Origin of the sequence: Comamonas sp. (genome assembly GCF_009360615.1) — a bacterium.
In the GTDB taxonomy this organism is placed as follows: Bacteria; Pseudomonadota; Gammaproteobacteria; order Burkholderiales; family Burkholderiaceae_C; genus Comamonas.
Genome location: NZ_SPEY01000068.1, coordinates 1 through 23,200, shown reverse-complemented (window position 1 = coordinate 23,200; position 23,200 = coordinate 1). Strand labels below are relative to the sequence as shown.

Below are 23,200 nucleotides of genomic sequence, written 5' to 3'. Positions count from 1 at the left end.
GCCTCGCCTTGACCGCCTTGGCGGTCTGCATCGCATTGGCACCAGGTGCCAGTTGCACGGCGGCCGCCACTCCTTTGTGGCCGTCCTCGCGCGAGGCGAAGCTGTAATCGAGCTGACCGACTTCGAGACGCGCCACATCGGCCAGGTGCACGGCCGAGCCATCGGCCCTGGCCTGCAGCACGATCTGGCCGAACTCCTCGGGTGAGCTCAGCGTGCCCTTGACGGCGATCGTGGCGCTGAGCTCCTGCTCGGACGATCCTGGCTGGCTGCCGAAGCTGCCCGCCGGCACCTGGGCATTCTGCGCGGCAATGGCCGCATTCACGTCCGCCACCGACAGGCCGTAGCCCAGCAGCTTCTGCGGATCGACCCAGACCCGCATGGCCACATCGGCGCCGAAGTACTGCACCTTGCCCACGCCGGGCACGCGGCGGATCTCGTTGTTGATGTTGCGCACCGCATAGTCGGAGAGACGGACCTCGTTCTTGCCGCTGTCGTCGCCCTTGTAGGTCAGCGAATAGATCAGCAGGAAATTGGCGCTGGCCTGCTCGACCTGCAGACCCATCTGCATCACCGAGGCCGGCAGCCTGGCCTCGGCCTTCTTGATCCGGTTCTGTACCTCGACCTGGGCCAGTGCGGGATCAGTGCCCGGTGCAAAGGTGGCCGTGATTTCAGCCAGGCCCGTGGCGCCGCTGGACGAGTCGAAGTACAGCAGCCCCTTGGTGCCGTTGAGCTCCTCTTCGATGACGCTGGTCACCGACTCCATCACCGTGGTGGCTGACGCCCCCGGATAGGTGGCCGAGATGGAGATTTGCGGCGGCGCCACATTGGGAAACTGCGCCACAGGCAAGGCCGGGATCGCCAGCAGGCCGGCCAGCAGGATGAAGATCGCAACCACCCAGGCCAGCTTGGGGCGATCAATAAAAAACCGGGACATCATCTATCCTTGAGTAAGGCTTGTCTTTTTTGGCATTCAGCGCTTTCAGAATCAGCGCATATTGCTCATTTTTTTGAAGCGGCTTCAGCGTCTTTGACGACGCCAGCTTCAGCTGCAGCGGCCGCCCGGATCTGCACCTTGGTGCCGGGTACGGCCGCCGCAAGGCCTCCGACCACCACTCGGGCGTTTTCCTTGAGGCCCTCGGTGATATGCCAGTCGGAGCCGTACATGGCACCGGTGCGCACCGTCTGGGACTGCACCCTGTTCTGCTCGTCGAGCACCAGCACATGGGCCAATCCGTCGGCGCCGCGCTGCACCGCGCGCTGCGGCACGAGAATGGCCGCAGGATCCTCGCCCAGACCCAGGGTCACGCGCACATACATGCCGGGCAGCAGCAAGCCATCCTGGTTGGGAAACTCACCGCGCAGCGCCAGCTGGCCGGTACCGCGATCCACCGTCACATCCGAGAACAGCATCCGTCCCTGGCGTTTCTGATCCAGACCGTCAGCCACCAGCGTCACCGAAGTGCTGCGTGGCGACTGGCCCTGCAGCTGCTGGGCACGCCAGCGCGTAGCCGACGCGGCAGGCTGGCGAAAATCGGCGTAGACGGGGTCCAGCTGCTGGATCACCGCCATCGCTGTCGCTTCCCCCTGGCCAACCAGGGCACCTTCAGTCACCAGGGCACGGCCGATGCGGCCGGCGATCGGAGCTTTCACCGTCGCATACTCCAGGTTCAGGCGTGCCGCCTCCACTTCGGCCTGGGCCGATTGACGCGTGGCCATGGCACTGTGCAGCGTAGCCTTGGCGCTGTCGAAATCCTGGCGGCTCACAGCCTCCTGCGCCACCAGCGGTTCGTAGCGGCGCACCACGGACTGCGCTTCCGACAGCGCAGCCTCGGCTCGCGCCAGCTCGCCCCGGGCCCGCGACAGCGCAGCGCGCAGCGGCGCCGGGTCGATGCTGAACAGCACCTCGCCAGCCTTCACATCGGCGCCCTCCTTGAAATGGCGGCTCAGCACAATACCCGGCACACGCGCACGCACCTCGGCCACGCGCACAGGCTCGATCCGCCCGGGCAGTTCAGCGCTGAGGCTCAGCGCCCTGGGCTTGACGGTCACCACATCCACCTGCGGCAGCTCCTGGGGCTGACCACCCGCTTCCGACTGGATGCAACCGCTCAACATCATTGCGGCCGCCAATGCGGCCAGGGCCGGCCAGGCACGCACATTCTGGCTTTTCGTCTTCATGGCTTTTGAGTCTTGTCAAATCTTGAAAGACGCGCATGATGCATGAAAAAGTTTTTTGAATCAAATTTGATTCATTAAGGCCTATATTGATTCTTGATATTTTGCTGATGTGTAAAGTTGCCAGCTATTGCTTTTAGACTCGCTGGTTGAATCAAAATAGGTTCATCCGTATCCGCCCCAACCGGAGCTACGAATGACAACAGCCCCCCACGACAACACAGCAATCCTCCCCCCATTGGCCCTGGCCCTGGTCAACCACCCGCGTGCCACGCTCCAGGAGCTGGCCAAGGCCATTGGCATCAGCAAGGCCACGCTCTACCGTTTCTGCCCCACGCGCGATCTGCTGATCAAGCGACTGCTGGAGCAAAGCCTGCGCACGCTGGACGAAGCACTGGACGAAGCCCGTATCGAGGAAGGCCCGGTACTCGAAGCACTCAAGCGCCTCAATGCCAAGCATCTGGAACATCGCGAATTCACGCTGTTCCTGACCTACTACTGGAACGAAGTCGAAAAACCCATGGAGGAAAATGCGATCTGGGAACCCAAGGTCGACGCTTTTTTCCTGCGCGGCCAACAGGAAGGCGTGTTCCGCATCGATTTCAGTGCCGCAACGCTGACCGAGTTATGGCTGGGAACCGTGATCGCACTCATCGATGGAGAGCGCCGCGGTCGCATCCCTCGTGCCCCGCTGGCACAGCTTGCAGAGCAGGCATTTTTGCAGGGGATCATGCGCCAGGACGGAACGGCGGCAGCCTGACACAATCGACCCTGACTGCAGCCCTAACGGCGATGCAGGCCTCCAGTTGCGCCCTGGTCATGCTGCGGCCCTGCAACCCGAGCGCGCGTGCCTTCACACTCGTTTTCACAACCGGACAGTAGCCTTGTCATGATCAGTCACCTCGACCACCTGGTTCTCACCACGGCCAACGAAGCCCAATGCATACACTTCTACACCGAAGTCCTGGGCATGCGACTGGAGTCCTTCATCGGCGGCACCCCGCCCGTGGAGCGCAAGGCCTTTGCCTTCGGCCAGCAGAAGATCAATCTGCATGTGAAAGGGCGCGAGTTCGAACCCAAGGCCCACACGCCGACGCCCGGGGCCCTGGACCTGTGCTTTCTGGCCTCGGTGCCACTGGACGAGGTCATCAAACGCCTGGAGCAGATGTCGGTTCCCATTGCCGAAGGCCCTGTGCTGCGCACCGGTGCCACATCAAAAATCCGCTCCATCTATGTGCGTGACCCCGACCTGAACCTCATCGAGATCTCGGAGACGGCCTAGCCGCCCTCGCCCGGACTTGCCGAGGCCCGCCGGCACCGGAGCCTCTGCGCCGGGGCATCCTGGGTCTGTACGGCGTTGACCGTCCCGCCGGACCGGGCCCGCATTCAACCCGGACCGCCAGCCATGCCGGAAGCACCAAAGCACCAAAGCACCAGACCATCGCGCCAACCGGGCTTCCCCGTTTGCAAGGGCACAGCGAGTCCATCCGAGCAATGTCTGATCCAGGCATCGTTGAAAGCGATCGAAGGCCTCGCCTCCACGCGGAAACGGCAGACGGCACCGCTCGCGCGTGACTGTCCCCTCCGAGCCGCCAGGCGGCCCGCACAATCATCTCGCTTCTGCGCTTCGCATCATGACTGGAGCCCGACCCAGGCCACGCGACGGCGCGATTTGCGCGACCGGCCCCGGGCCCTTCGCGCAGTCCCGCCGCCTCTTGGGCTCAGGCTCACATGGGCGTACAGAGCTCCACCACGCAGCCATCGGGGCAACGCACATAGGACACCACCTGCCCCCAGGGCTTGGCCGTCGGTGCCGCCATCTCGGCAGCGCCGGCATCGAGCGCACGTCGATGGGCCTGCTCGACATCTTCCGTGACCAGCGCGATTTCGAACCCCAATGGCCTGGGGGAACTGTGCGCTTCGACATGGCCACCGGGAAAATTCAGCGCACCCAGTTCATGGGCGGCAAATGCCAGCGCCGTCTGCCCGGTCTCGAGCTCGCCGTACGTTCCGGACTCATGGAGAAAGCGCTGCGGTATGCCGAAAGCCCGGGTAAAGAAGTCCAGGGATGCCGAGACATCAGGGACATAGACGATTGTGTAACCCAATTTCATGAAACCACCTTCTCAGAGCTCGATCGATTTTGAACGTTGAACGCATGCCTGCCCGACGTCCGGCGACATCATCCTAACCAGCAAAACGACAAAGGCCTTGAAATGATTCAAGGCCTTCGGTGAATGTCTGCCGGATTCAGGCGGGCATCTACAGACCCATGCCCAGAATCGCGTTATCGGCATGCAGCTCGCTACCGCTCATGACGCTCGACTCGTCGCTGGCCAGGAACAGCACCAACTGTGCGATGCGCCCGGGCATGTAGGCACGTCCGGCGCGGTTGTGCACCGGGTCATGCAGGATCATCTCCCGGCTCACGCCCTTGGGCAGCGAAGCCTGCATCATCGGCGTGTAGATGCCGTCGGGGTGAATGGAGTTGACGCGAATCGCGTAGCCCTGCTTGCGGCAGTTCAGCGCTGCAGCGCGGGTCAGTGCCGACACGGCGGCCTTGCTGGCGCTATAGCCGGCGTATTGCTCCACGGGCAGCCAGCTCGATACCGAGGCCATATTGATGATCGAGCCTCCTGCCTCCTTCATCGCCGCAATGCCCTGCTGACAGCCGATGAAAACCGATTCTGCGTTGACCTTGAGCAGACGACTGAAATCCTCCAGGCTCCCTGTCTCCATATCGCCCGGCAGCAGGATGCCGGCGTTGTTGACCAGCACATCGAGCCTGCCCAAGCTCTGCTGTACCGCCGCCATCACAAGCTTCCAGTCCGTTTCGCTGCTCACGTCATGGCGGACAAACATGCTGTGCCCGCCCAGCTCCGCCGCCAGCTGCAGACCTGCCGCTTCGTTGACGTCGCTGAATGCAACCTTGGCTCCTTCGGAGAGAAACAGCTTCACCACCTCCAGCCCCACGCCACTGGCGCCCCCGGTGACCAGCGCCACCTTGCCCTGCAAACGATTTGTCATCCTCGGTCTCCTCCTGGTACTTTCCGGCCACGGGCAAAGCCTGGCCACTTCCACGCAGAAAAAGGAGGCGCAAGCACCTCCTGGCTTGGCCGACAAACAGCCTGCAGCCACACACGGCCGCTCGTGCTGCCTGAAGGATTCTGGGTTCTCAGTTGCCGGCGTTACGCGCCGCCTCGGGCGTGAACATGGCGGCGGTCATATTGCCCTTGTTCAGCACAGGCCCCAGGGTGCGCTCCTGGAACAGGTTGTAGGCCACATAGCCGCCGGAATTCAGATCGTGATAAAAGCTGGTGCCCGCATGCCAGATTCTGGCGTCGAAGGCGTAGTAATGATTGACCACCGCCTGCAGCCACAACTGGCCACGGGCATCGTAGTAATCGCTCATCACTGCCTGACCGGTATCTTCATCGAGGAACAGCATGCGCCTGCCGAACATGTGCCGGTATCCGTCCTTGAGCGAAGCCTCCAGCACCCAGACACGGCGCAACTCGTAGCGCATGTAGTCGGGATTTTCATGGCCGGGTTTGAGCAGGTCGGCATACTTCACGCTGCTGCCGTGAATCTTGTAGGCATTGGCCGGCACATAGACTTCCTTCTTGCCCAGTGACTTCCAGTGGTAGCGCTCGGGCGAGCCATTGAACAGGCGATCAGAGTCAATGGTCAGCTTGCCGCCGGTCCCCGACAAAGGCTGGTCAAAGCCATATTCGGGAATCTGGCGCACACGGCGTGTGCCAGGGTCATAGCTCCAGCCCAGGCGCTTTTCCTTGCCGAACTCCACCGGCTCGGACACCACGCTGACGCCGCCCTTCTCGCGCTCGGGCAGCTTCACCGCATTCATGCCTTGGGACATGGGGCTGCTCAGGGGCTGCCCCGCGTTGGCCGGGTCGTTGATCTGGCTGAAGGCACGGTTGTCGGCCCGACCCCAGACGATGCTGCCGTCGGCGAGCACATTGGCGTTGTCACGCAGCGTATGCTCGGTGAAGGCGCGCGACGGCAGCAGATTGTTGAAGGCAAGCTCCAGGCCGTTTTTGGGAAAGGGAAAGGGCAGCGCGCCCTTGACCGCACCCGTGATGCCCAGACCATCGGCATTCATCGTGGCGTCCTGGGCGTTCTTCCTGGCGGCCGCGCAGACGGCATCCGAAAAGCGGAAGTCGCGGTGCCCTTGATAGACCGGAATGCGATAGGTCCTGGGATATTTGGCAAACATGGCCTTCTGGCCTTCGGTCAGGCGCTCGGCATGCTGAGCCAGATTCTCCGCCGTGATCGTGAACAGAGGCTTTTCACTGGCATAAGGGTCCACCGGATGCTGGCCCGAATGCGGGTTGTACTGGATGCCGGGTGGCGTGCCCAGCCATTTGCCGGTGAACTCGGGCACGCCACTGGCCGTACCCGCCTTCTCCCCGCCCGTGCATGTCGACGACTTGCCCAGCCGGGCGAGTTCATCGGGCGTCGCCTTGGCCCAGACTGCCCCCATCCACAACGCGCCTGCAGCCAGGGCCGCCAGCGAACGGCCCCCCATTCCTAACTTCATGCCTAGTCTCCCTGGATGCATTGCCATGCATCTGCCTGTCATTGAATTTCACTGATCGTTCTTCTTCCCTGCCGACTCGCGATTCCGAAGCAACGAAATCATTGTTCGGCGGGCGACAGTCAAGAACATCGTCAATTGGGACTAGCGCAGGCAGACAGCCGAAGCCGCCATCAAAAAAGCGGGCCGTCGGCCCGCTGTGGAACAGGTTCCGAGCGCTCAGCGCTTGATGCCGAACACGCCCAGCATCTGCTCCGTCTGCTTTTGCATCTGCTCCTGCATCTGGGTGAACATGTTCTGGGACTGCTCCATATAGCTTCCCATCAAGCCCTGCATGGCCTGAGGCTGCATGCTCATGAACTGCTTCCAGGCCTCGGGATTCACGCCCTGGGACTGGCCCGCCAGCTTGCTCTGGAAATCCGTGAACATCTGCACGTTCTTTTCGATATAGCTTCCCATGAAACCCTGCATGGCATGCCCATAGAAGCGAATGATGTTGGCCAGCATCGCCTCGGAGAACATGGGTGCCCCTCCGGCCTCTTCCTCCAGAATGATCTGCAACAGAATGGAACGCGTCAGGTCTTCATTCGTCTTGGCATCCCGGATGACCACCGGCTCGCTGTCCATGACCAGTTGCTTGACCTCGGCCAGCGTGATGTAGGAAGAGGTGTTGGTGTCGTACAGGCGACGATTGGGGTACTTCTTGATGATTCGCTGCGTCCCCGCCTCGACATCACCTTCTTTGCCCTCTTTGCTTTCTTGCATTGCAAGTCCTTTATGTTCTGGGGATCTGCCCCCCGTCGTCAATTGAGCTATTGCAGTGCAACAGATTTTAGGCAGTGCGCAAGCCGCTCCGGCAAGCAGTAACCCTGACAAACAGGCTTGTCTGCGCAGCAACAAAGTCGCACCTCCGTCACAGCCTGCCCCAGGTCTTTGCCATTCATTCACAAAAACAGCTTGCTGTCCGGCGCAATAAAGCTTGCAGAAGGTTTACAGTGCCTCTCGTTGTTTGACGAAAGGCTCAACGGAATGATCTCCACCAAAACACGCAATGCTGTCTGTCTGACCACCCTGCTGGCTGCTGCCGGCTTCATGAGTGCAGCGCAGGCCCAGCCCGATGCCGCTGCGACCGATGCCGCCAAGGCCACCGCACCACAGGCTGCGCCTGCGGCCCAGGCGGCTCCTGCCAATGTGGATGCAGCGGCCGCTGACGCCGCCCTGCGCAAGCGTCTGCAAGCCGTTGTGACGGCCATGGACGGCAAGACCAAGCTGACCGCCAGCAATTTCAACGAGGAGTTTCTCAAGAACTCTCCCATCGACACCGTGCAAAAAGCCCTGGACTCCGTTCGCACCGGCGTCGGCAGCTGCCAGGCCGTGGGACGCATGGAGAGCTCCACGCCCCTCGCCGCCAGCGTGCTGCTGAGCTGCACCAAGGGCTTCGTGCCCATGGAACTGGCGGTCGAGCCCAAGGCTCCTTACCGCATCTCCGGCATCTTGCTGCGTCCGGCATTCTGGAAATAAGCTGCAGCGGACATCCAAGAATGGAGCCCTCAGGCTCCATTTTTTGTGGGCTTCCTCACACACTCAGATCACCACCGGCTCCGGCTCCAGCCGAATGCCGAAACGCTCGTAGACACTGGTCTGGATGGCTCCCGCAAGCGTCATCACCTCACCGCCGGTCACGCTGGCGTCAATGCTGTGACGGTCTCCGCGATTGACCAGCACCAGCGCCTGCTTGTCGTAGACGCCCGCCCTCCCCATGGTCTTGCCCTTCCAGCCGCAGGCATCAATCAGCCAGCCAGCCGCGAGCTTGATGGTGCCGTCATCCATGGGGTAGTGCACGATCTTGGGCTCGCGCGCGATGATGTCCGCGCATTGCTCGGTCGTCACCGTGGGATTCTTGAAGAAGCTGCCCGCATTGCCGATGACTTCGGGGTCCGGCAGCTTGGCACGGCGGATCTCGCAGACCCATTCAAAGACCTGCTGCGCGGTCGGCTGTGCTATGCCTTTTTCCGCCTGCTTGCGCTGCAGATCGAGATAGCCCAGATCCGGCTTCCAGCCCTTGGGCAACGCCAGACGCACGCGTGTGATCACCGCCCGCCCCTTGAGGCCCAGCCCCCGCGGGAGGGCTGCCGAGCCGGTCACGGGCCAGTACTTGGGCTGGGCCGGTGCGTGCTTGAACACCGAGTCACGGTAGCCAAACGCACACTGCGCGGCGTCGAGGCTGAACTGTTCGCCGGTGACCAGGTCGATCGCATCCAGCGAGTCAAAGCGATCCTGCAGCTCCAGGCCGTAGGCGCCGATGTTCTGCACCGGAGCCGCCCCGACCGTGCCGGGAATCAGGGCCATGTTTTCAAGACCGGTATAGCCCTGGGCCAGCGTCCAGGCCACCATGTCGTGCCAGCGCTCGCCGGCACCGATCTCGACAATCCAGTGCCTGTCGGTTTCGCGCAGCAGCCGCATGCCCATGATTTCCATCTTGAGCACCACAGGCGCCACGTCGCCTGTCAGCACCACATTGCTGCCACCGCCAAGCACGAAGACAGGCTGCCGCCCCCATAGCGGGTCGGCAAGAAACTGGCGGATATCGTCCTGGCTACGAATGCGCACCAGCGTTTCGGCGCGCGCGGCAATGCCAAAGGTGTTGCAATGCTGCAGGGGAACATTTTTCTCGACTAACATCCACCCAATTGTCGCACTGCGCCTGCTCCGCTGCTGGCAAGCAGCACATCACGGCCCGGCGCACTGTGGCTGTTCACCGCTCTGATACTGATAGGAATTACACATGCCTTCTTTTGACACTGTTTGCGAAGCCGATTTCGTCGAAGTGAAGAACGCCGTTGACAACGCCACCAAGGAAATTGGCACCCGTTTCGACTTCAAGGGCACCTCGGCTGCGGTCGAGCTCAAGGACAAGGAAATCACCATCTACGGCGATGCGGAGTTCCAGCTGCAGCAGGTCGAAGACCTGCTGCGCAACAAGCTGACCAAGCGCAATGTGGATGTACGCTTCCTGGACATTCAGAAGGCACAGAAGATCGGCGGCGACAAGGTCAAGCAGGTCATCAAGGTCAAGAACGGCATCGAATCCGAACTGGCCAAGAAGATCCAGAAGCTGATGAAGGAAAGCAAGCTCAAGGTCCAGGCCGCCATCCAGGAAGAGAAGGTCCGCATCACCGGTGCCAAGCGCGACGACCTGCAGGCCGCCATGGCCCTGATCCGCAAGGATCTCGCCGACCACCCCCTGTCGTTCAACAACTTCCGCGATTGAATGAGCCCCCTGCTGCGCAGCCTTGCTGCCCGCTCCCTGGTCGCCATGCGGTGCGGCCGGCGGATGCCCTCGCCGGGCAGCTGCAGCATGGGCCGCACGGCTCTCCTGCTGTGGCTCGGCCTGGCCGCAGCCGCCGCCTGGGGACAGTCCGTGGCGCTGACCGGCGTGCTGGGCGGCAAGGCCTTGCTGGTCATTGACGGCGGTGCCCCCAAGGCGCTGGCCGTCAACGAAAGCCACAGGGAGGTGCGCCTGCTGCAGATCAGCGGCGACACTGCCGTGGTGGAGATCAAGGGCCGGCGGCAGACCGTGCGCCTGGGCGATGCTCCGGTCAGCGTGGGCAGCCGGGGCGGCGCTGGCGGTGCCGCACGCTCGGGCCGGCTGGTCCTGATCGCCGACTCCCGCGGCCATTTCATCGATCGCGGCTATATCAACGGCAAAACCATGCAGTACATGGTGGACACCGGCGCCAGCACCGTTGCCATAGGCCGCGCCGATGCCGACCGCATGGGACTGCCCTACCAGCAGGGCGTGCCCGTGCTGATGCGCACCGCCAACGGCACGGCCCAGGGCTGGCGCATCCGGCTCGACAGCGTCAAGCTGGGCGAGATGGAGGTCTATGGCATGGACGCCGTGGTCGCGCCCGAGTCCATGCCCTATGTGCTGCTGGGCAACAACGTGCTGACCCAGTTTCAGATGACCCGCAAGGGCAACGAGATGGTTCTCGAGAAGAACTGATCCCGCCTCACGCCGATGCAAGCACGCTACGACGACCCCTACGAAGACCTGCTGGGCCTGTGGTCGGATCTGGAAGCGGCCGTCGCGCTGCTGCTGACCGAGCCGCTGCGCATCCCCGGCTTTGCCAGCAAGCTGCACCAGCTCGATCTGTGGTTGCAGGACCTCATCACCCAGGACAGCGACGCCGCGCTGTACCTGATGTTTCAGCGTGCCAGCTCGACCACCGTGGGCTACAGCCCGTCACACGCCGTGGTCTGCGCGGGCCTGTGCCACATCCTGGCCAAGGAGCTGGGCCTGCCCCAGGTCGAGCGCGATACGCTGATTCGCGCCGCGCTGACCATGAATATCGGCATGACCGTGCTGCAGAACCAGCTGGCCGTGCAACGTACGCCGCTGAGCGGTCAGCAGGCCGAAGCCGTCAAGCAGCACCCCACAGAGGGGCGCCTGACGCTGGAGCGGCTGATGGTGCGCGACCAGCTCTGGCTGGACACGGTGCAATACCACCATGTGGTGCTGCAGCCCGCGCCGCTGGCACAGCTGCAGCCGCTGGAGCGCCTGGTGCGCATTCTGGGCACGGTGGATCGCTATGCGGCCCTGATCAGTCCGCGCAAGACCCGCAGCGGCCGCTCGGCCACCGAATCGCTGCAAGTCCTGCAGCAGGGTGGCCAGTACGCAGATGAGGTCAAGCAGGCCCTGATCGATGTCGTGGGCCTGTACCCGCCCGGCACCTATGTGCAGCTGGACAATGGCGAAGTGGCCGTGGTGCTGCGCCGTGGCAAAAGCCTGGAGGAGCCCCAGATTGCCAGTGTGATCGACCGTGACGGTCACAGCATGTACCCGCCCATCTGGCATCTGGACGGGCGCAGGCCGGCCATCACCTCGGCGCTGGCGCGTTCCTCGCTGACGCTGGACCTGGATCTGCGATCGATGGCACAGCTGGGCATTCACAGCGCGCGCGGCAACGCCGAGCTGTACCGTATGGTCAAGCTGCCGGGCAGCAGACGCTGAGGCTTTGCGCTCTAGACGCCCGGTGCCGCCAACAACCCTGCATGGTGGCCGCGCGTGAACGCCTCTTCCAGCACCGAATAGCCGGCCCAGTCCGCGTGCGCAAAGCTCAGCCGCGCCGTTGCTGGCGTAGGCAGGCCCTGCACGCGCTCACCATTCAATAGCAACTTGCGCTGTCCATCATTGAACTTGATGGCTGTCGCACTCAACGCGCGCTGATCACCAGGGCGCGGAATCGCCATGGCATGGCCATAGCGGGTGATTTCCATGCGTGTGGCACGCTGCAGCAGGTCGGGGTGCGGCTCGCTCAACGTGTTCACGATGCGGTCGCGCCAGAAGGCAAACGGCTGCTGCATCAATTGCCTGCGCCCATCGGCCCAGTCCCCCAGCGCCTGGTAGTAGCTCAGCACCGTGGGCTGGCGGCGAATGCGGTCCAGTCGCTGATTGCCCGCATCCACATAGCCCAGCCCCCCCGCATTGCCATCGCGGTACAGCACATTGTCCCAGGAAGGCTCGGCACCCGGGTAGTCGGCCAGCGGCCGGTCGATATGGATGTTCGCCACCAGCCAGGGTGCCCAGTCCAGACGCGCCGCCACGGCGCGCAGAAAATCGGGTGCATCGCGCAGCACGCGTGCGGCCACAAAGCTGGGCAGCGCCACCACGCAATGGCGCGCCAGCCAGCGTTCATGCTGCTGGCGGCCGTGGTGATAGACCTCGATCTGCACGCCGCCCGCATCCTCGGTGATGGCGAGCACGCTGCAATCGGCCTGCAGCTGCGTGGCTTTCAGTCCCGCCACCAGTTGCCGGGCCAGCCAGCCATTGCCCTCAGGCCAGGTCAGCACCTGCTCGCCGCTCTCCTCGCTCTCATGTTCGGACTGCGGACGCGGCGCGTGGAAACCATGGCGGCTGGCGAAATAATGAATCCCCGCCCAGGCCGAAACGCGGCTCAGACCGGCTCCGAAATCATCGCGGCAGCTGTAGTCCAGATACCAGAGCAGACGTTCGTCATCAAGTCCCTGTGCCGCCAGCCACTGGTCAAAGCGGCGCGCATCCAGCTCGGCGTGGGCGGCAGGCAGACCCGCTTGGCGCTGCCAGACACGGATGGATGGCATGGCAAAGGCTGCAGCCCGGGACGCTGCCTCGACCAGTTTTTCAAACAGCGCATATTGCTCCAGCGTGCGCTGGCTCACCCCCTGCACCGGCAGCAGTCCCTCATGCCAGCCACCCTGCCAGTACAGGCGCTCCTGCGGGCTATGGCAGAGATAGCGCTCGTCATAGCGCCAGCGGCCGGCGCGACGCTGGCGCACGCCCAGCTCCTCCAGCCAGTCCTGCACTTCATGGGCATCGTCGCCGGGCACGGGCAGATAGTGCGCGCCCAGGGGGCAGGCGATGCCCTTGACCTGCCCGCCCTGGCTGTTGCCGCCCATGGCGGTCTGGGTATCGAGCAAGGCTGCGCCCTGAACACCCGCCAGCTCCAGCGCGCGCGCCGCCGCCAGCCCGGCCATGCCGCCGCCCGCTATCACGACCGGTGCCCGGTGCACTACGGCAGGTGCGGGCAGCTCCAGCCCTTGCGCCAGGCGCTGCCAGAAGGGGCGCAGGCCATGACCGCGCTCCAGCGCCACGCCACTGAAGCCGCCCGGCAAATCCTCCAGCCTGGGCGCTGGCTGCTTGCAGCCGGCCAGGCCCGCTGCGCCCAAAGCGCCGGCGGCCGCCAGCCCGAGCCAGTCGCGCCGCTTCAGATCAGCCCGCATCAGTGCTCCACCTTGCCCCACTCGCGCTCATAGGTGTTGACCAGGACCTGATTGGACAGGCGGTTCACCTCGGTCGGCACACGCGCCATATCGAGCGGAAAGTCAAACATCAGGCGCAGCGTGGGAAGGGTCAGAAAACGCATGCCGGCAGGCAAGGCCTCGGGTTCGCGCCAGGGACGGTGGCTGGCCAGCACAAAGCCCCATTCGCCAAAACTGGGCACATGCACGTGATAGGGCGCGGCCGTCAGGCCCACGGACTCCACGGTCTGCACCACGGTCCAGAAGCTACGGCGCGCGATCAGCGGCGAGGTGGTCTGGATCACGGCATAGCCGCTGGCCGCCAGACGCTTGTCCAGCAACGCATAGAAACTGTTGGTGAACAGCTTGCCGATGGCGAAATTGGTGGGATCGGGGAAGTCCACCACGATCACATCGAAAGTCTCCGAGCCTTGCTGCAGCCAGTGGAAGGCGTCCGCGTTCTCGATGCTCACACGGGGATCGTTGAGTGCATTGCCGTTGAGCGCCGTCATCATGGCATTGCTTCTGAACAGATCGGTCATGGCCGGATCCAGCTCCACCAGCACGACGGACTCCACACCCGGATACTTGAGCACCTCGCGCACGGCCATGCCGTCGCCGCCGCCCAGCACCGCCACTTTCTTCACCGCGCCATGTGCGGCCATGGCGGGGTGGACCAGCGCTTCGTGATAGCGGTACTCGTCGCTCTGGGCAAACTGCAGATTGCCGTTCAAGTACAGGCGAGCGCCCTGGCGCCCCTGCGTCACCACGATGCGCTGATAAGGGGAGCTGCTGCTCAGCACGATGCGATCCTGGTAGAAATGGTCGTCGGCCAGCCGGGTCAGCTGATCCGCGCCCGCGATGCCGCCGCCCAGAGCCAGCAGCACCAGCGCGCAAGCCCAGGCATGGGCACGCAGATTGCGCAGCTCATGCTTGAACAGCACCAGGGCCCAGACCGCAATGGCCGCATTCATGAAGCCGAACAGCAGACCGGTGCGCACCAGCCCCAGCTTGGGCACCAGCACGATGGGAAAGGCCAGCGACACGGCCAGGGCTCCGAGATAGTCGAAGGTCAGCACCTTGGAGACCAGATCCTTGAGCGATGCATTGCGCTTCAAGATGCGCATCACCAGCGGAATCTCCAGCCCCACCAGCGTGCCCACCACCATCACCATGCCGTAGAGCAGAAAGCGGAACGCACCCGGCGCATAGGCATTGGCCAGAAACAGCACGGCCGGCAAGGCACCGCCAACCAGCGCCACCATCAGCTCCACGCGCAGAAAATGCGCAGGCAGCTGGTCTTCGAAATAGCGCGACAGCCACGAACCGATGCCCATGGCAAACAGATAGGTGCCGATGATGGTGGAGAACTGCAGCACCGAATCGCCGAGCAGATAGGACGCCAGCGCCCCTGCCGCCAGCTCATAGAGCAGACCGCAGGCCGCAATCACGAACACGCTGGCCAGCAGCGCTACATCAATGGGCCGAGGCCCCTGGCCAGCGCTATCCTCCTCGGCCACCATCGAAGTCATCAAGTGTTCTTTCTATCTAGTTCAGCACACCATCGGCCTGCACTCCTCGGGAATCAGCACTTCCCATTGGACTCTGAAGCTCAGACCCGGCGCGCTGCAAACGAGAGACTGCCAGCAAGCGCCGCCGCGCAGCGATGCAGTCGTCCCCCTCCCGCGTAGCGAGAGAGGGGGAAGGCGCGGGCGCCTCAGGGGGTGTTTAGTGAATCGCCGCAGCGACGATGATGCTGATGCCCAGGCACATGGCCGCCACCACCATGGCCAGCGCCTTGTTGTGCTTCTCCACGATCTCGGCCCACATGTCCACGGGCGTGATCTTGTCGATGATGATGAAGCACAGCCAGAACACCACCACACCCACCAGGGCGTAGATGATGGAGCCGAAGAAGTTCTGGGGGTTGAACCAGTCAAACATGATCTCTCTCCTCGAATGAGATAGGGGCGTTACTTGTGGCTTCCGCCGGAGGTGTAGCCGCCATAGGAGCCGCTGCTGGAGCGGCTGTAGCTGCAGTTGGGATCGGTGCGCGGATCGCAGTTGGAACTGGACATGCAGGCGCGCAGGAACGGCAGGATGAACAGCAGCAGGAACAGCCAGAACAGAATCGTGCCCCAGCTGAAGCCGCTGCCCGACAGGGGACTGACCTGGGAGCGATCCTTGAGCTTGGCCGTGCCGAAGGCCTGGGCCACCGTTTCCGCCGAAACGCGCTGGCCATGGGTCCAGGTCGTTTCCTGGTTGGCGGTCTCCAGCGCCAGCGTGGACTGCTTGCCGCCATTGGCAAAGTCCACATTGCTGGACTTGGCCCCCTTGAAGACCGGCCAGTAGAACTCGCCCTCGGCATATTCCGTCTCGGCCAGGTAGGCGTAGTCGCGCTGATACTTGCGCTGCAGATAGGTGGCGGTGGCGCCGCTCTTGCTGAGCTTGGGAGCGCCCGTGATGACGCGAGCCGTGCTCCAGCCGTCTTCCGAATCGACGATGAACGAGAAGCCGGCTTTCTTGTTGTACAGCAGGTACTCGTCCCAGGTGAAGCTGTCGTCCTCATCCTCGCCCAGGCCACGCCCGCTGCGCCTCTGAAAGCCCACGACCTGCCATTTCAGACCATCCAGCGTGCCTTCGCTTCCCAGCGGGATCAGAGGCTTGACCTTTCTGCGCTGCTCGGCATAGCTCAGCTCCGCACCCATGCCCTTGGACAGGTCGATCAGGCTGCCGCAGCTGGGACAGCTCAGCGCCTTGGTGCTGTCGAAGCGCACGGGTACCACGGCACCGCACTTGGGACAGTTGAAGTGGCGCCCCTGGGCTTTTTGCTGGGCACTGCTGCGCAGGCCCTGCATCTGCAATGCCTCCAGCGCCACGGCAGCCCCGAGGCTGAAGGCCGGTGTCTTGTCGCTGAAGTCGATGGAGAGAATCTGATCCTTGTCGCTGCGCAGCTCCACCAGCTTGAAGCTCTTGCCCAGCTGGGGCAACTGGGGCAGCTCGCCCTGAGCCGCCATCAGCTGCGCATCCTGAATGCTGGTGACGGTGAAGGATTCGCTGCCGGCCACGAGCTCGCGCCCCATGCGCCACTCGCGCTGCTGGAACTCGGTCACCTTCCAGCCCGGCGGCTGCCAGTTCACGGCAAAGACAAAGCGGCCGTTGTCCTCGCTCAGCCAGGCCAGCTCGCCATGGCCGAGCGCAGCCACCCATTCCGACCAGCTGCCGGCCGCACTTTTGTACTGCGCGCGGCCCACGATGCTGAAGGGCTCGGGCTTGCCGTTGCGCTTGACCATGCCCGAGGCCCCCAACTGCAGCGGGCTGTAGTCCTCGAACACCTCGGCCATGGAGCCGATGCGCTTGAGCGTCTCGCCATCGCGCAGCACGGTGCTGCGGCAGAACTCGCAGACGGCAAAGCTCGATTGCGCACTCGCGAAGTGGACCGGCGCGCCACAACCAGGACAGGGAGCGCTGTAGTCGCGCTGCGATGGGCTGGAAGCCATATCTTTTTGCTATTTAATCAGGAGCTTCTTGCGCTTGAATGGAAGAGGCCTGAAGGCGGCCTCGGCGAAATGTAGCAGCCGCGCCCTAGCGATGCTTGCTCTTGCCGCTCTTGCGGGCCGCGCCCTCTGCAGGCTTGGAGCCCTCGGTCTTTTTCTGGCCCAGCCTGGACTCCTTGCCGGCGATCAGGCGCTGGATGTTTTCGCGATGACGCCAGACCAGCAGGATCGCCATCACCACAATCGCAGCGGTGATGGGCGTTTCCGCATCCCAGACGATGCCGCTGCACAGCACGTAGTACACGGGCGCGAACACCGAGGCTACCAGCGCGGCCAGGGAAGAATAGCGCAAGAACACGGCCACAATGACCCAGGTCAGCGCCGTCGCCAGACCCAGCCAGCCGCTGATGCCCAACAGCACGCCCAGCGCCGTGGCCACGCCCTTGCCGCCCTTGAAGCCGAAGAACACCGGATACAGATGGCCCAGGAAAGCCGCCAGGCCGGCCAGTGCCACCGTGCTGTCGCCCAGACTGAACGGCTCGCCGAAGGCCTTGACCAGGACCACGGGTACCAGCCCCTTGAGTGCATCCAGCGCCAGCGTGACGGCCGCAGCCGCCTTGCTGCCCGAGCGCAGCACATTGGTGGCCCCGGGGTTGCCGCTGCCATAGGTGCGCGGGTCGTTCAAGCCCATGACGCGGCTGACGATGACGGCAAAGGACAGCGAACCAATCAGATAGGCCGCGATGACGGCGATAACGGGATAGAGGGCGTTCAAAGGAATTCCTCGGCCAGAGACTGGCCCTAAGGCTCGCCAACCAAGGTCGACGGCACCGATTGTTGTCACGACTTGCGCAACCCGTATCAGGCACGGCGGTTTGTAGACCGTCATGCCCGTTGTGCATCCTGGTTGGCGTAAGTCCTTGTTGTTTGCGTTTTTTGCCAGCCGGCGTCTGCCCCCGGCTGGCTAGCCCCCTATTCTGCCAGCGCGCAGTGCACCGGCCGGGCATCGAGCAGACGGGTACAAACCTCAGGGGCCAGTTGCACCAGATAGCCGCGCCGCCCGCCATTGATGGCAATGCGTGGCAGCGCGAGTATGGTTTCCTCGATATAGACCGGCATTTCGCGCCTGGTGCCAAACGGCGAGGTGCCGCCCACCAGATAGCCGCTGTGGCGGTTGGCCACCTCGGGCTTGCAGGGCTCCACGCTCTTGGCCCCGATCTGGCGCGCCAGATTCTTGGTCGATACCTTGCAGTCGCCATGCATGAGCACGATCAGCGGCCTGGCATCCTGATCCTGCATCACCAGGGTCTTGACGACTGCATGCTCGTCCAGCCCCAGCTGACGCGCCGACTCCTCGGTGCCGCCATGCTCCACATAGTCATAAGGGTGCTCGGTGAACTCCACCTTGTGGGCCTTGAGCATCTGCGTGGCCGGCGTCTCGCTCACATGGGCGTTCTTGTCTTTTTTTGCCATGATTCAATCTTGATAGCTGCTGGCACATGCTCCACATGGACCTGCAGCCATTTTCCCTCAATAAAACCCTCAGACAGCAGGGTCGCGCATCTCCCAGCGGATGGCGTCGATTGCGGCCAGCAGCTCAGCAGGCAGCTGCGTGCCCCAGGCATTCAAATCCTCGTCGAGCTGGGCCACCGACGTCACACCGATGATGGTGCTGGCCACCTGCCACCTGGTGTAGCAGAAGGCCAGCGCCAGTTGCACCGGCGTCATGCCATGCTGGCGTGCCAGCGCGTTGTAGCGGCGCGCGGCAGCGAGCGCCTCGGGGCGACCCCAGCGCTGTTTCTGCACGGATTCATACCGGGCGATGCGCGCATCCCTGGGCGCACCGGCCTCGGTCGGTGCAAACTGGTCGAACTTGCCGGTCAGCAGGCCGAAGGCCAGCGGCGAATAGGCCAGCAGCGACACATCGAGGCGGTGGCAGGTTTCGTCCAGCCCGTTCTCGTAGCTGCGGTTGATCAGGCAGTAAGGGTTCTGGACCGTTGCCACGCGAGGCAGTCCGTGCTGCTCGGACAGGCGCACAAACTCATGCACGCCATAAGGCGTCTCGTTGGACAGGCCGATATGGCGGATCTTGCCCTGCCTGACCAGACCGGCCAGCGCCTGCAGCTGTTCGTGGATGGGGGTGAGCGAGCTCTCCTTCTTCGGGTCGTAATACATGGTGCCGAAGGCCGGCACATGGCGCTCGGGCCAGTGAATCTGGTAGAGATCGATCACCTCGGTCTGCAGGCGCGCCAGGCTGGCGTCGCAGGAGCGCACGATGTCCTGGGCCGACATGCCCGAGCCTTCGCGAATCCAGGGCATGCCGCGCGAGGGGCCGGCCACCTTGCTCGCCAGCGTGATCCGCTCGCGCATGCCGGGGCGGGCCCTGAGCCAGCGTCCGATGATGGTCTCCGTTGCGCCACAAGTGGCCTGGCGGGCCGGCACGGCATACATTTCGGCCGTATCGAAGAAATCCACGCCGCGTTCCACGGCGCGGTCCATGATGCGCCAGGCTTCGGCTTCGTCGACCTGCTCGCCAAACGTCATGGTGCCCAGGCAGATGGGGCTGACGCGCAAATCGCTCTGCCCCAGAGCGACAGGATTCATGGAAAGACGTGAGTTGGATGCAGCAAAAGTCATGCTCCCGAGTTTAGGGCCTGAGAGCCCAAGACCACGGCGGGCTCCCTGTTTTTGCGCACCCGGCTGTCCCGCGCACGACGGGCCATGCTGCGACGGCAGCAATAATCAAATCCACGGAGACCCTATGACAACGCATCACCCCACGCAGACCAGCCCGATCACCGATATCCCGCCCTATCAGCCGCGCCGCCAGTGGCAGTCGCAGATGCTGCCCGTGCGCAATATGCAGTACCACCTGCGCAGCTGGGAGCCCGAGGCCGGCTCCCGGCTCGATCCGGATCTGCCGGTGCTGGTGCTGGCCCATGGCTGGATGGATGTGGCCGCCTCCTACCAGTTTGTGGTCGACGCCTTCAGCGACGCCTTTGTCCAGGGTCGCCGCATCGTGGCCCACGACTGGCGCGGCTTCGGCCTGAGCCGCGGCGCCGAACCCTGCGACAGCTACTACTTCACCGACTACCTGGCCGATCTGGACATGTTGCTGGAGCAGATCTCGCCCGATCAGCCCATCGACCTGGTCGGCCACAGCATGGGGGGCAATATCGCCTGCATGTATGCGGGAGCGCGGCCGCAGCGCATTCGCCGCTTTGTCAATCTCGAGGGCTTCGGCATGGCGCCGACCACGGCCGACCAGGCCCCCGGGCGTCTGGCTCAGTGGATGGACCAGTTGCGCGAGCAGCGTGCCGGCGGCCTGGGCCTCGCGTCCTACGACAGCGTGGAGGCCGTGGCCAATCGCCTGCAGAAAACCAATCGCCGCCTGCCCCGCGACAAGGCGCTATGGCTGGCCCACCATTGGTCGGCCCCCGATGCCCAGGGCCGCTGGCATATTCTGGGCGACGCCGCGCACAAGATCGCCAACCCCTATCTCTACCGTGTGGACGAAGCGCTGGCCTGCCTGGCCGCCATCAGCGCGCCTACGCTGTCGGTCGAGGCGTCGGACGACAGCCTGGGCCAGTGGCACCAGGGCCGCTACACGCTGGAGCAATACCACGAGCGGATCCGTCACATCCCGCAATGCGAGATCGCCCGCGTGCAGGACGCCGGCCACATGCTGCACCACGACCAGCCGGAGGCCGTTGCCAGGCTGATCGAGGACTTTCTGCGCTGAAGGACTGCTACTGCTGAGACTGCGACTGCTGGTTGCTATCCATACAGGAGCTTTTAGCGCACGCAATCATTGATTTTCAGAATCATTTATATCTGAAATCAACGTACAACATTCTCTACAAGCTCACTTATTTATAGTCTCCCACGCCCTGTCCGGTCTGCAGCTCCAGCACATGGCGCCAGCGCCTCGGCTGCATTTGCAGCTTTCGGTAGCGGCCGTCGGCCCACTCCGCACTCATGTCCGCATAGCGGGCCGACAGCGCCAGCCCGCTCTGCCCGGTCTGGTAGATGAACTGCGAGGACTCCGGATCGCCCAGGTCGTAGATGGCGCGCAGCGAGGGCGCATGGCGGCTGACAAAACGTCCGGCCAGCGGTCCTTTGGCATCGGAGGGCGGCGGGTTGGCGTTGTACTGCCCGACATTGACGCTATAGGCATCACCGCCCGAGGCCACGCTCACATTGAATACCCCCGCCAGTGCCGCCACCGAGCCCAGCGGCTTGTGCGCGCTGAGCGCCGCATGCGCCGCGCCCCAGCGCCATTGGCGCGGATCATTGCCGTAGGCAGCCTGCAGCTTGTCCAGCGTGCGGGTCAGCGCCTGCCCGGCCTGTTGCTCGCAGCTCAGCGGCGCGCACCACCAGGCGTCATTGCGCGCGAGGATTCCTTCCAGCCCGGCACGGAAGTCACGCTTGCCGTAGCTCATGGCAAAGCGCTGCTCGCCAATGCGCGCAATCACCAGGGCGCGCGTCAGCTCGTCGGCCCAGACCGAGAAGATCAGCGGCTCGGGCCTGTCCCGCTCCATCTGCCCGTCGAAGTCCGCCAGCAGTTGCTGTGCCTGCGCTGCCAGGGCGTGGCTCGATCGGGCCTTGCGCAGCACGGGCAGCAAGGCCCTGGTGGCCAGGGACTGCACATCGTTCTGGATCGCTGCCATGCTGGCCGCATCATGCTGGCTGCCGGCCGCCAGCAACTGCTCTATGCGCTGGTGGCGGTAGGGCAGGCTCCAGTCCTGGGTCAGGAAATGCGCATAGCCGGCTTCCGTCACGCGCTGGTTGGCCGTGGCCACAAAGCCACGCGCAGCGCCATCGTCCTGCGGCGTCTGCTCGTAGCTCAGCCAGCCCTGCCAGTCATAGCACGCATCCCAGCCGGGCGCCGGCGCCACGCCGCGCAAGTCATTGTCGGGCGCACGCACCGGCACCCTGCCCGCGGCCTTGAAGCCGATATGGCCCTGCACATCGGCCGCCACAATGCTTTGCATGGGCGAGTGGTAGATGGAAAACGCCTCAAACAGTTCGGCCACGGTCTGCGCGCCGTTGGCTCTGAGGCCGGCCTCCACCGTGCGGTTGTCGGTGTCCAGCGCCGCCCAGCGCAGGGCCAGCGCATAGCGATCGGTGTTGATGACCTTGCCGTATTGCTGCTGCGCATCGCTGATCACGGGGCCGTGGCGCGTGCTGCGCAGCGTCACCCTGACATCGCTCTGGCCCTTGACCTTGAAGACTTCCTCGCGCACGGCAAAATTTTCCCAGCCCGTGGGCGTGCGGTATTGGCCGGGATCGGCCGGGTTGATCTGCTCCAGGTACAGATCCTGCACATCGGGGTTGGTGTTGGTGAAGCCCCAGGCCACCTGCGCCGTGCGGCCCAGCACCACGAAGGGCATGCCGGGCAAGGTGGCACCCGTTACATCCAGCGCGCTCAGGGCGCTGCCGTCACCGGCCCGGCCCTGCGGCGACTGAAGGCGCGCGAAATACCAGATGGCCGGAGCGCTCAACCCCAGATGCGGATCGTTGGCCAGCAAGGGCTTGCCGCTTCTGGTCTTGCTTCCGGCCACCACCCAGTTATTGCTGCCCAGTCCGTCATTCGTGCCCATCTCCCTCGCCATGGAGGCCGCCCATTGCTGCAAGGCCGATTGAATCTGCCCGGCCGGCGCCGACACCCTGGGCTGGGCATCTGCCTCCCGGTAGACACCAAGCTGGCGGTACAGGCTGGCGAGATCCACCGCCGTCGCGGGCGGCTCGCCCGGATAGGCCGGCATCAGCTGCCACAGCTGCTCGGTGCTCAGGACCTGCAGCAGATTCAGCCGCGCAAACTCGTTGCCCCAGTTGCCGCCCAGGTCCAGCGCCATCATCAGCGCCCAGCCCACGGTATCTTCCGGCTCCCAGTTGCCGGCCCGGGTGCCCAGCAGCAGGAACTCCGGCGCGGCAGCCTGAATGGGCCTGGCATGGAAGGCCGCAATGCCCTGGCTGTAGGCCTGCAAGGCTTCCTGCACGGCAGGCGGCAGCGCCGCATACTGGCGGCGCGCCGCGCCATGAATGTCGAGAGCACGCATCAACTTGTCCAGCTCCAGCGTGGCCGGGCCCAGAGTCTCCGACAGCCGCCCCTGCATCAGACGGCGGTTGAACTCCAGCTGCCAGCCGCGCTCCTGCGCATGGACAAAGCCCAGAGCCCGCCAGGCATCCT

Annotated in this window: 22 protein-coding genes; 7 read left to right on the top strand and 15 right to left on the bottom strand. The window is 64.0% G+C overall.

What is annotated here, in order from left to right:
• Positions 1 to 934, bottom strand: a 934-nt coding sequence (locus tag E2583_RS17655) for an efflux RND transporter permease subunit (protein WP_291597515.1), incomplete at its 3' end; no start/stop codon positions are given.
• 65 nt (positions 935 to 999) lie between these two features.
• Positions 1,000 to 2,178, bottom strand: a complete 1,179-nt coding sequence (locus E2583_RS17650; RefSeq protein WP_291597514.1) for an efflux RND transporter periplasmic adaptor subunit — start codon at positions 2,176 to 2,178, stop codon at positions 1,000 to 1,002.
• Between the two features lie 193 nt (positions 2,179 to 2,371).
• On the opposite strand from E2583_RS17650, the gene E2583_RS17645 reads away from it, so the two are divergent.
• Complete coding sequence (locus tag E2583_RS17645) at positions 2,372 to 2,935, top strand: TetR/AcrR family transcriptional regulator (RefSeq protein WP_291597513.1); 564 nt, start codon at positions 2,372 to 2,374, stop codon at positions 2,933 to 2,935.
• 129 nt (positions 2,936 to 3,064) lie between these two features.
• The gene (locus E2583_RS17640) at positions 3,065 to 3,457 is read left to right on the top strand and encodes a VOC family protein (RefSeq protein ID WP_291597512.1); all 393 of its coding nucleotides are present in this window, start codon (positions 3,065 to 3,067) and stop codon (positions 3,455 to 3,457) included.
• A gap of 445 nt (positions 3,458 to 3,902) precedes the next feature.
• Here the strand turns inward: E2583_RS17640 and E2583_RS17635 are convergent, their stop codons facing one another.
• The 4 genes from E2583_RS17635 to phaR form a co-directional block, all read right to left on the bottom strand.
• Positions 3,903 to 4,289 (bottom strand): VOC family protein, encoded by a 387-nt coding sequence (locus tag E2583_RS17635; protein WP_291597511.1) that lies wholly within the window; start codon positions 4,287 to 4,289, stop codon positions 3,903 to 3,905.
• Between the two features lie 148 nt (positions 4,290 to 4,437).
• Positions 4,438 to 5,202 (bottom strand): SDR family oxidoreductase, encoded by a 765-nt coding sequence (locus E2583_RS17630; RefSeq protein ID WP_291597510.1) that lies wholly within the window; start codon positions 5,200 to 5,202, stop codon positions 4,438 to 4,440.
• Positions 5,203 to 5,350: 148 nt separating this feature from the next.
• A complete protein-coding gene (locus tag E2583_RS17625; RefSeq protein ID WP_291597509.1) occupies positions 5,351 to 6,733 on the bottom strand; it encodes a DUF1329 domain-containing protein in 1,383 nt (460 codons plus the stop codon).
• Positions 6,734 to 6,949: 216 nt separating this feature from the next.
• Positions 6,950 to 7,495, bottom strand: coding sequence for a polyhydroxyalkanoate synthesis repressor PhaR (gene phaR, locus E2583_RS17620; protein ID WP_291597508.1), 546 nt, complete (start codon positions 7,493 to 7,495; stop codon positions 6,950 to 6,952).
• Positions 7,496 to 7,759: 264 nt separating this feature from the next.
• On the opposite strand from phaR, the gene E2583_RS17615 reads away from it, so the two are divergent.
• Positions 7,760 to 8,251 (top strand): hypothetical protein, encoded by a 492-nt coding sequence (locus tag E2583_RS17615; RefSeq protein ID WP_291597507.1) that lies wholly within the window; start codon positions 7,760 to 7,762, stop codon positions 8,249 to 8,251.
• A gap of 63 nt (positions 8,252 to 8,314) precedes the next feature.
• On the opposite strand, the gene murB is transcribed toward E2583_RS17615, so the two are convergent.
• A complete protein-coding gene (gene murB, locus E2583_RS17610) occupies positions 8,315 to 9,412 on the bottom strand; it encodes a UDP-N-acetylmuramate dehydrogenase (protein WP_291597506.1) in 1,098 nt (365 codons plus the stop codon).
• 103 nt (positions 9,413 to 9,515) lie between these two features.
• On the opposite strand from murB, the gene E2583_RS17605 reads away from it, so the two are divergent.
• The 3 genes from E2583_RS17605 to E2583_RS17595 all read left to right on the top strand — a co-directional run bounded on the left by E2583_RS17605 (position 9,516) and on the right by E2583_RS17595 (position 11,744).
• Complete coding sequence (locus E2583_RS17605) at positions 9,516 to 10,001, top strand: YajQ family cyclic di-GMP-binding protein (RefSeq protein WP_291597505.1); 486 nt, start codon at positions 9,516 to 9,518, stop codon at positions 9,999 to 10,001.
• 87 nt (positions 10,002 to 10,088) lie between these two features.
• Positions 10,089 to 10,736, top strand: a complete 648-nt coding sequence (locus tag E2583_RS17600) for a retropepsin-like aspartic protease (RefSeq protein ID WP_291597517.1) — start codon at positions 10,089 to 10,091, stop codon at positions 10,734 to 10,736.
• 15 nt (positions 10,737 to 10,751) lie between these two features.
• Positions 10,752 to 11,744 carry an HD domain-containing phosphohydrolase gene (locus tag E2583_RS17595; protein WP_291597504.1) on the top strand — a complete coding sequence of 331 codons (993 nt, stop codon included), beginning with the start codon at positions 10,752 to 10,754 and terminating at the stop codon, positions 11,742 to 11,744.
• A gap of 11 nt (positions 11,745 to 11,755) precedes the next feature.
• On the opposite strand, the gene E2583_RS17590 is transcribed toward E2583_RS17595, so the two are convergent.
• The 7 genes from E2583_RS17590 to E2583_RS17560 form a co-directional block, all read right to left on the bottom strand.
• The gene (locus tag E2583_RS17590; RefSeq protein WP_291597503.1) at positions 11,756 to 13,492 is read right to left on the bottom strand and encodes an FAD-dependent oxidoreductase; all 1,737 of its coding nucleotides are present in this window, start codon (positions 13,490 to 13,492) and stop codon (positions 11,756 to 11,758) included.
• The gene (locus E2583_RS17585) at positions 13,492 to 15,042 is read right to left on the bottom strand and encodes a polyamine aminopropyltransferase (RefSeq protein ID WP_291597502.1); all 1,551 of its coding nucleotides are present in this window, start codon (positions 15,040 to 15,042) and stop codon (positions 13,492 to 13,494) included. The genes E2583_RS17590 and E2583_RS17585 overlap by 1 nt, the downstream gene beginning before the upstream one ends.
• A gap of 196 nt (positions 15,043 to 15,238) precedes the next feature.
• A complete protein-coding gene (locus tag E2583_RS17580) occupies positions 15,239 to 15,454 on the bottom strand; it encodes a DUF350 domain-containing protein (protein WP_003056416.1) in 216 nt (71 codons plus the stop codon).
• Positions 15,455 to 15,483: 29 nt separating this feature from the next.
• Entirely contained in the window at positions 15,484 to 17,010 is a 1,527-nt protein-coding gene (locus E2583_RS17575; protein WP_291597501.1) for a DUF4178 domain-containing protein, read from the bottom strand.
• Positions 17,011 to 17,095: 85 nt separating this feature from the next.
• On the bottom strand, positions 17,096 to 17,782 hold the full coding sequence (gene plsY, locus E2583_RS17570) for a glycerol-3-phosphate 1-O-acyltransferase PlsY (protein WP_043372130.1): 687 nt from the start codon (positions 17,780 to 17,782) through the stop codon (positions 17,096 to 17,098).
• Positions 17,783 to 17,979: 197 nt separating this feature from the next.
• Positions 17,980 to 18,480 (bottom strand): Cys-tRNA(Pro) deacylase, encoded by a 501-nt coding sequence (ybaK, locus tag E2583_RS17565; RefSeq protein ID WP_043004453.1) that lies wholly within the window; start codon positions 18,478 to 18,480, stop codon positions 17,980 to 17,982.
• Positions 18,481 to 18,549: 69 nt separating this feature from the next.
• The gene (locus tag E2583_RS17560; RefSeq protein ID WP_291597516.1) at positions 18,550 to 19,611 is read right to left on the bottom strand and encodes an aldo/keto reductase; all 1,062 of its coding nucleotides are present in this window, start codon (positions 19,609 to 19,611) and stop codon (positions 18,550 to 18,552) included.
• Between the two features lie 157 nt (positions 19,612 to 19,768).
• Here E2583_RS17560 and E2583_RS17555 point away from each other — a divergent pair, with 157 nt between their 5' ends.
• Complete coding sequence (locus E2583_RS17555) at positions 19,769 to 20,749, top strand: alpha/beta fold hydrolase (RefSeq protein ID WP_291597500.1); 981 nt, start codon at positions 19,769 to 19,771, stop codon at positions 20,747 to 20,749.
• A 127-nt stretch (positions 20,750 to 20,876) separates the two neighbouring features.
• On the opposite strand, the gene E2583_RS17550 is transcribed toward E2583_RS17555, so the two are convergent.
• The coding region (locus tag E2583_RS17550) for a penicillin acylase family protein (protein WP_291597499.1) at positions 20,877 to 23,200 on the bottom strand (2,324 nt) is incomplete at its 5' end.